Here is a 4,335-nt window from a genome sequence, read left to right as displayed (position 1 = left end):
TTTTAGTCAGGCAAAAATAAATGTCTGGGTTTCTACTCCTTCATTTGCGGAACTATGCCTTGCAGATAAAAGCTTTAATGACCTGTTACTACCTGACTTAAAGCTTTTCCTATTTTGTGGGGAAGTACTGTCCAATAAATGTGCGGAAAAACTATTGGAACGTTTTAAAAATGCCAGGATTTTTAATATGTATGGTCCAACTGAAACCACTGTTGCAGTAACAGCAGTTGAAATTACCCAAAAATTATGCAAAAGCTATAATCCATTACCTGTCGGCTATGCCAAAAACGACTGCAAGATATTTATTATTGATTCTGATGGCGAGATAATTAGTGATGAAAATAAAAAAGGCGAGATATATATCGCTGGGGACAGTGTAAGCATTGGGTATTACAAAGATGAAGATATAACTAAAAAAGCATTTTCAAAAATTACTCTTGACGGTCAGGAGAAGCGTTGCTATAAAACAGGTGATTTAGGATATTACAAAGACGGAATGTTACACTACTCTGGGAGAATTGACTACCAAATTAAGCTGAGTGGACATCGCATTGAATTGGAAGAAATCGATAATGCCCTTAGAGAACTAACTATCATAAAACATGCAACTGTTATTCCTGTATCAAAAAACGGAAGAATACATTATCTTACTGCTGTAGTTGTTTTAAACAGAGCATTTGAACAAACAGACTTTGAAATTGGGTTGTTGATAAAAAAAAGAATTAAGTAGAATACTCCCGGATTATATGATTCCAAGAAAAATTATATTTCGAGAATCGGTGCCCTTAACTATCAATGGAAAAATAAACAGAAAAGCATTAACAGAGGAGCTACAGTGATCCCTTACAGTAATTCATTTATTGGTTACATCTACGCCTTACTTCTATTACCTGCAATTATCTTGGGGCTTAAAGAAAAACCCATCAAAAGATACGGTTTGGTTGCAACCCTGATCGGCTTATATTTTTTATTTGGGTTTTCTCAAAGAATCATATTTTTTTTCGTAATACAATTTGTCTTAATTTTTGGATACAGTTATTTACATAAAAAATATAAGTCGCGGTGGCTCTTAAGATTAATGATCTTATTTTCAATATCCCCCCTGGTGCTTGTAAAACTGAGCCCTCTCATAGATCTAAAAACCCCGATAGCATTCTTGGGTATCTCCTATCTTACCTTTAGAACAGTACAAATGTTGATTGAAATCTATGATGGATTGATTACTAAGATAAATCCTTTTGAATTTACGTATTTTTTGCTGTTCCTGCCAACTATCAGTTCAGGCCCCATAGATCGATCGAGAAGGTTTAAACAAGATCTTGACCGAAAAATGACTAAAGCAGAGTATGTGGTTCTGCTTCGAGAAGGAATACATAAAATATTTTGCGGCATTGGATATAAGTTTATTATAGCAGCACTGATCTCCACCTATTGGATAAACAAAATACCCAACACTCACACTTTACTAAACACTTGGAATTACATGTACTCCTATAGTTTATATTTATTTTTCGATTTCGCAGGATATAGTTTACTAGCAATTGGTACCAGTTATTTATTAGGGATTAAAACACCTGAAAACTTTAACAAGCCTTTTATCAGCAGAAATATTAAAGAATTCTGGACCAGGTGGCATATCTCTCTATCATTTTGGTTTCGAGATTTTCTCTATACAAGGCTTGTGATGTTATTTTTTAAGAAAAAATTGCTGAAAAACAAGTATGCCCTTTCTTACATCGCTTATCTTATTACCATGGGAACGATGGGTATATGGCACGGCTTGGAAATCCATTATATTCTTTACGGATTATACCATGGCATTTTGCTTGCACTAACTGATCATTACCAACGCAAAAGTGCATGGTTTAAAAGCGTTAAAAATAACAGGATGTGGAATATAGTGTTTGTTATCATCACTTTCCACCTCATTTGTTTCGGCTTTCTGATCTTTTCCGGTTACTTGTTTAAATAGCTAAATAATAAAAGTTAATTACACTGGGAGGTAAAATCTTGAAAGAAAAATTGTTAGATATTCTGGAGGAAATATGCGAAACAGATATGGTAAAAAAAGACGGGAATATTGACTTGGTTGAGTCACACCTAATAGATTCCTTTGGCTTTATCGAACTTTTGGCTGCCATTGAAGAGGAATTTGGAATCGAGTTGGCTCCAACAGAAATAACGAGAGAGGATGTTGCAACTCCGAATAAGATTATCGAATACTTAACCAAGAGAGGTTGCCAATGAAGAGACTTTTTTTAGTATTATCCTTTTTTCTTATTATTGCCGCCGCTGTGATCAGCTTAGATTCAATGTATACATCAAGAGTCAATAAAGATTATGATGACCGTATTGGCAGGGTACTGGCACCGGAAAAAAATCAAGGATTAATTCTACAAAAGAAAGCCATTGATAGCGAAGATAATATTTTGATTTATGGTTCCTCAGAACTTGGTTCATTATTAGATGAACCATTTAATCCTGCAAACTTTTTTGAAGGTAAAAAAGATGGTTTTCAGGTTAATTTAATTGGACGCGGATATTGTCAAAGCTTAATACATGCTATGAATATTGGTGCTCTAGGCAAAAGCTTACAACATAATAAAATTGTTTTTATTGTATCGCCTCAATGGTTTCTTTGGAGTATAGACCCCAATAATTTTCAATCTAATTTTTCTGAGCTGCATTTCTATGCCTTTATGTTTAATAATGATATAGATAAATCACTGAAAATAGCTTTTGCAGAACGAATAGATTATTTGACAAATAATAATCCCAACTTAATCCCCATAAATAAATACTGTGAATTATATAAAAAAGATACTTCTATATCAAGATTTTTATTACGTATTCTGATGCCTTACTATAAGTATAAATACTATCTTCTTTCCACTAAAGACAAAATAAACACATACAGATTATTAAAAACATGTGATAAGGTTGACATAAATACTTCCGATAACAGAGTAACTTTTGACTGGCAAAAAGAAAGAAATGTTGCAGTTTCATTCGCTCAAAGGGAAGCAAATAATAACGATTTTTATCTTAAGAATGACTACTATGATACATACATACGCAAGGATTTGGAGAGCTTTAAAGGCAGTTATTCAGAGATGTCTTTTTTATACGGAAGTGAATATGAAGACTTCACACTGTTTTTGGATATTTGTACCAACTTACAAATATCCCCGCTAATAGTAAGTGTTCCTGTAAATGGTAAATGGTACGATTACTGCGGATCCGATAACAATGACAGACAGTGCTATTATACCGAAATCAGCCAAATGGTTCAGTCATCTAATTTTAAGCTTGTAGATTATTCTACTAATGAATATGACCCTTACTTTTTAAAAGATGTAATGCACATAGGATGGAAAGGATGGATTTTTTTCAATGAAGCAATTGATGATTACTATCATTCAAATGATTGATAACATAACGAAAAACCATATTTTTTTAATATCTTTTTATATATTTATCGTATTGAGCTGTATCGCCATTTTCTTGTTCTCCGAAATTAATAGCGTTAACTTTATCTACAATGAATTCTAAAACCCGCTAGGAATTGATGTTCTCTTACAATATGAGCAGTTGCCTATGAACTATAAAAATCGATTAATGTATCTACTATCTTTTGTGCAATAGATTGTTGCACACTTTTTTCAGCTACACGCAATACTTCCTGTTCATTTGACATAAACCCGGCTTCGATTAAAACAGAAGGCATTGTCGTATTTCTGGTTACATATAAATTGTGATCATGTGCTCCTGATCCATTTTCTTGAGGACATATGTTAAAACCAAGAGTTGCTATGTTTCTTACCAACATTTCCGCCAGTATATTGCTCTTTATTGCTGCTTCACATGGAGTGAGATCATATATAATATCACTACCATATATAGTGTTCTTTTTTGCAAGCCCCTCATTATCTAATAAAGGTCTATATGTACTGTAATGGGTGCTAATACCATTTGCCGTAGTATTTGGGTAAGCAGAGTCATGATGGATACTTAAAAATAAATCAGCTCTTATTTCGTTTGCAACATCAACCCTGTTTTCTAAATCTTGACCTAGTGTAATATTAGAATTACGCGGCGGAATTCTATCCCGTGTATATATTACATTTGCTCCATATTCTAATAGTAATTCACCTAGAATTCTCGTCTGTTGCTCATTCAAAACAGACTCATAGATACTACCGGTTGCCGGAGATGATATCGCTCCAGGATCAATTCCGCCATGACCAGCATCTAAGACGATAGTCTTTCCGACCAATACCGGTATATTTACTATTAGATCATAGTACATATATGTATCATACGGTTTTGTGCTCT

General features: G+C 33.6%; 5 protein-coding genes. 4 read left to right on the top strand and 1 reads right to left on the bottom strand.

Annotation, left to right across the window (positions count from 1 at the left end; translation table 11 throughout):
• The 4 genes from SSCH_RS06075 to dltD all read left to right on the top strand — a co-directional run.
• Positions 1-730 (top strand): AMP-binding protein (locus SSCH_RS06075; protein WP_156972134.1); only part of this gene is annotated, 730 nt, incomplete at its 5' end.
• A gap of 105 nt (positions 731-835) precedes the next feature.
• On the top strand, positions 836-1,972 hold the full coding sequence (gene dltB, locus SSCH_RS06070) for a D-alanyl-lipoteichoic acid biosynthesis protein DltB (RefSeq protein WP_044664688.1): 1,137 nt from the start codon (positions 836-838) through the stop codon (positions 1,970-1,972).
• 38 nt (positions 1,973-2,010) lie between these two features.
• On the top strand, positions 2,011-2,247 hold the full coding sequence (gene dltC / locus SSCH_RS06065) for a D-alanine--poly(phosphoribitol) ligase subunit DltC (RefSeq protein WP_052835384.1): 237 nt from the start codon (positions 2,011-2,013) through the stop codon (positions 2,245-2,247).
• Complete coding sequence (gene dltD / locus SSCH_RS06060) at positions 2,244-3,431, top strand: D-alanyl-lipoteichoic acid biosynthesis protein DltD (RefSeq protein ID WP_044664686.1); 1,188 nt, start codon at positions 2,244-2,246, stop codon at positions 3,429-3,431. Before dltC ends, dltD begins: the two co-directional genes overlap by 4 nt.
• Before the next feature lie 164 nt (positions 3,432-3,595).
• Here dltD and SSCH_RS06055 read toward each other — a convergent pair.
• Positions 3,596-4,335 (bottom strand): N-acetylmuramoyl-L-alanine amidase family protein (locus tag SSCH_RS06055; RefSeq protein ID WP_044664685.1); only part of this gene is annotated, 740 nt, incomplete at its 5' end.

The organism is Syntrophaceticus schinkii (genome assembly GCF_000946815.1).
In the GTDB taxonomy this organism is placed as follows: domain Bacteria; phylum Bacillota; class DSM-12270; order Thermacetogeniales; family Thermacetogeniaceae; genus Syntrophaceticus; species Syntrophaceticus schinkii.
Note: the sequence above shows the minus strand (reverse complement) of the source record. Positions and strands in the feature narration are given on the sequence as shown.

Excerpts from the sequence above, each read along its gene's own strand:
- dltD (WP_044664686.1), top strand. The coding sequence starts at position 2,244 with ATGAAGAGACTTTTTTTAGTATTATCCTTTTTTCTTATTATTGCCGCC.